4 protein-coding genes are annotated in these 3,857 nt (G+C 42.8%); 1 reads left to right on the top strand and 3 read right to left on the bottom strand.

Annotated elements, in window-relative coordinates; genetic code table 11:
• Nucleotides 1-219: 219 nt before the first annotated feature.
• The 3 genes from R4I06_RS04435 to R4I06_RS04425 are packed head-to-tail and all read right to left on the bottom strand — an operon-like array spanning nucleotide 220 to nucleotide 3,341.
• On the bottom strand, nucleotides 220-489 hold the full coding sequence (locus R4I06_RS04435) for a hypothetical protein (RefSeq protein WP_334414374.1): 270 nt from the start codon (nucleotides 487-489) through the stop codon (nucleotides 220-222).
• A gap of 58 nt (nucleotides 490-547) precedes the next feature.
• Nucleotides 548-1,369 (bottom strand): CAF17-like 4Fe-4S cluster assembly/insertion protein YgfZ, encoded by an 822-nt coding sequence (gene ygfZ / locus R4I06_RS04430; protein WP_334414373.1) that lies wholly within the window; start codon nucleotides 1,367-1,369, stop codon nucleotides 548-550.
• Between the two features lie 55 nt (nucleotides 1,370-1,424).
• Nucleotides 1,425-3,341 (bottom strand): heme lyase CcmF/NrfE family subunit, encoded by a 1,917-nt coding sequence (locus tag R4I06_RS04425; RefSeq protein ID WP_334414372.1) that lies wholly within the window; start codon nucleotides 3,339-3,341, stop codon nucleotides 1,425-1,427.
• 125 nt (nucleotides 3,342-3,466) lie between these two features.
• On the opposite strand from R4I06_RS04425, the gene R4I06_RS04420 reads away from it, so the two are divergent.
• Nucleotides 3,467-3,857: hypothetical protein (locus tag R4I06_RS04420; RefSeq protein WP_334414371.1), on the top strand; the 391-nt coding region annotated here is incomplete at its 3' end.

Genomic DNA, 3,857 nt, shown 5'->3' with positions numbered 1-3,857 from the left:
TCTTGGTCAACTTCTGAATACCTTCGGATAGTTTAGATGTCTGATCAAGAGCAACGTTATAAGCAAGATCTTTAGCGAGGAGATAAATACCTTCTTCATCACCATCTCCCCTCTTTACTTAGTAGATATATATCAATGATGTATATCTTCTTCTACCTACTTCTACCTACGTTATTACCACTAGTAGCAACAAGCAAAGGCACTTGAGACTATTCCTTTCTAGTCTTTGTTCAGATTTGTTGAAGCCATTTTACTTGAGATGTGTTTTGCTGACTCAGCTCCCACGCTGTCACTCAGCGCACCAGTATGCAGTGGATCTGTATATGTCTCACTCAGCTTCTTGTTATTACTACCATGCTGACTAGCACATGCCGCCTTGTCCTTGCCACCACTATCTACCGCTTCATTACTATTATTGTTACACAATATCTCTCCATCAACACCCTTGGTAGGATCAAGGATATTAACAGCACTACTAACATCATGCATATTCTTCTTATGTTTAGAGATATATCACTGATATATCTCTCGCCCATCTTGTTAGTATCTAAGTTTTGATCTCACACTCAATGTGACCAATTTTAACGCATCCACCGCATACAACCCTTTCTACCTCTAGAACACACAGCCCCATTTCCTCAATGACAGATATTACTTGCCCCACTTGAGTATCACCTTGCACTACCGCTCCCTTCTCTGGTAAGGGTTCACCAGTTTTAGAGCGAATAGTATATAACCTCTTTTTAGATCCCACCCTCTGCATTCGTGCAGTTACCTCTTGCCCAATGTAGCATCCCTTATTTCTGCATATGGCATTGAGCTCATCCAAAGAATAATGCATCGGAAAGGACTCTCCCCTTAGCATTTCGCTGCTGCATTCAGGTATCGTGTTGGCCACCCGTAATTTGTGATAGTCTCCCGTGCCACAACCGGTGCTGCTATTACCTTCCTCTTGCGCAAGAGGTTGTAATATACGCGTCCCCATAACTGCTTTCCTGGGGTCTTGGTATACTATCACTCCGCTTTCGTTTATTAACGTATGCCCTTCCTCCCCAATATTCTGATTAGGATCCAAATATACAACGTACTCATCGCATATCTTGATCCGCACCTTAAGCTTCAATCTGTAATTCTTCAGAATCTCGGCAATACCCACAGCATCAGCGTTTTCACATTCGATCAAGAAATAGCCATCACATCTCGTCAAAAAGAAATCAAAAACGTACCTGCCTTTTGAATTCAGTATTAGATTGTAAAGTGTAGAATGCGTGCACATATCTGCCACATTATTAGTGGTTATGTTGTGCAAAAACCGCTGCGCATCCGGTCCCCCGACCTTAATAACACTGCGATTTTGTAACTTTAGCATCCGATGATAACACCACCCATTGGACTACAGTAAGTATATATATTGCCACTATAGGTCAAGGAGTTATAGCAGTATGAGCAGATGACTCATTTGACCTGCCCACAATTGCCTTTAAAATCCCCAAAATTCCCCCAATCACGCCAAGGGCAAAACCTATCCACACCAACATGATGAGGGGTTTGTAATGTATGCGCACTGCTATGCCCTTTTCAGGATAGATATCTCCAATAACAACGTATATGTCCGCTGCCATGCCATGGTATACGCTGCTTTCAGTATTTCTACTCCGCTCTACAGGGTAGTATCTGTCCTCAGGGAACAACTCTTTTACTTTCTTCTTATTCCCATTCTTGATTACAAAATTTCCCCTAATTGCTTCGTAGTACTTGTTTTTCAGGAACGAAACATCAGACAAAGTGACCTCAAATCCGTGAATGTTCACTGATTCTCCTTGCTGCATATATTTTTCTACTTCATCCTGATAGGTGCCCGAATATACGACTCCGAATACAAGTACGGCCACACCCAAGTGTGCCAGGAACATTGCGTGCTTCTGGGGTCGCATATACGTTGACAAAAGCCCTTGAGCAGAAGCATGCCGTAGCTTGTTAAACAGATTTTCTACGAGGGCACAGAATAAAAACGCTGCAAGCAGTAAGGTTATACCTACTTGACCACGGGTAAATGCAACGGGAGCGAACACTATAGCAAAAAAAGATGATATTTTATAGCGGCATATAAGTTTCCCGGTTCCGGTCCAACTCAAACTCGCTAATGCTATCATCATCACCATAAGTATATTGGTCAAAATGCAAAACGTGCCGCTGTAATACCGCGCTCCTATGGAAACAGTATCTCCCGACAGAAGCTCAACAAAAATTGGATACGTTATGCCTAGTAGAACTACAGAACAAGCAGTTATCATTATGATGCTATTTCCTAGGATGACAGAGATTTTCGACAAATATCCCAGGGAACAGTATTCTTCCACTTTTCTGTAAAAAACAATGAATGTTGCGAGACAGAGGGCTGCTATAATACTCACGAGGGCGAGAAGGAAAGTTCCTCTATATACATCGTGTGCGAAAGTGTGCACTGATATCAGCAAACCAGACCGCACGAAAAAAGTACTATATAAACTGGCTATACAGGCTGTTATAGCAAGAAATATGGTGAAATTGCAGTATATTCCACATCGCCTAACAACCGGCAGCATATGTATTAGTGCTGTTCCTATAAGCCATGGCATAAGGACCACATTTTCTACAGGATCCCAAGACCAGAATCCTCCCCATCCCAATTCTCTATAGGCCCACCAAGATCCTAGAGCAATACCTGCAGTGAGTGCAGTCCAGGCTGTAATTGCCCAAATTCTAACATCCGAAGCCCATTTTGTAGGGTGTTGCTGCAAGACAACAGCAGCAATTGTAAGAGAGAGAACTGCACTGAAGCCCGCGTAACCAGCAAACAGAACTGGAGGATGTATGGTGATTGCCACATCTTGCAGCATGGGGTTAAAGCCCAGGCCATCGTCATCCAAGACAAATATTTTAGAGAATGGGTTTGCGAACCATAAAGTGAAGAGGGAAAATCCTAGAATGAAAAGGTGCTGCACTGAAAGGGCAACTGCCTTGTGATTGTGTTGTCGTACACAAATATTCAGTAGGACTGCGTATATGCTTAATAAGCAGGTAAAGAGGAAACTGGAGCCCTCGTAATTACCCCAGACGCCAAATATTTTGTATAGCAACGGCTGCATAGAGTGTGAGCTACTGTAGACATGTTCGAGCGAGAAATCGTCGCTTACCCTACAGTAGATCAATAGGAAAAACGCCCCACAATGCAGAGAACACACGAGGTATGTAAGCAAGGACCCAAGCTTTACAGAGACCTTGGCGACGAATGGATAAAGCAGGGACAGCACGCATGCTACAGCGATAGAAATACTCCCACCATCCGATAATAGCAGCATCGGATCATTAAATAGGTAAAACTAATTATAAATTCAAAATCTACGCAGCACCAGAAGGAAGATTGGCTCTCTGCCAGGAAAGGCTAATAGCTATGCATTATAGACATATCTTAACCAAGAAGAATATGCATGATGTTAGTAAGGCTATTAACAACATTGATCCTAGCGGGGCAACCGATAGGGGAATTTGTAAGAAGAATTGGGTAAGTGGCAGCGGTAGTAGTAGTTATTCTTCAGAAACAGATGGTAAATGTAACAGTCCCGCGCAGAAGGCTAGTATGGAAAGTACATTTGATAAGTTGAGTGATATGTTTGATTATGCCAGGGGGACTTCAAACAGCATCACAAGAAAATACCCAGATGATGCAGATACTAAGATGAGTGAGTATCCGAAAACATCTGCTACCATATCAAAGGACGTGTCAACCCTAAACAGAGAACAGCACGGAGTAGTCTCAAGCGCCTTTGCGAAGGCACATGAAGGAGCGGAAATAGTAGAGATACGCTCTATATCTA

It is taken from the genome of Anaplasma bovis (assembly GCF_036903315.1).
Classification (GTDB): domain Bacteria; phylum Pseudomonadota; class Alphaproteobacteria; order Rickettsiales; family Anaplasmataceae; genus Anaplasma; species Anaplasma bovis.
Note: the sequence above shows the minus strand (reverse complement) of the source record. Positions and strands in the feature narration are given on the sequence as shown.

Coding starts and splice junctions, on each gene's coding strand:
- R4I06_RS04435 (WP_334414374.1), bottom strand. CDS start 489: ATGCATGATGTTAGTAGTGCTGTTAATATCCTTGATCCTACCAAGGGT.
- ygfZ (WP_334414373.1), bottom strand. CDS start 1,369: ATGCTAAAGTTACAAAATCGCAGTGTTATTAAGGTCGGGGGACCGGAT.
- R4I06_RS04425 (WP_334414372.1), bottom strand. CDS start 3,341: ATGCTGCTATTATCGGATGGTGGGAGTATTTCTATCGCTGTAGCATGC.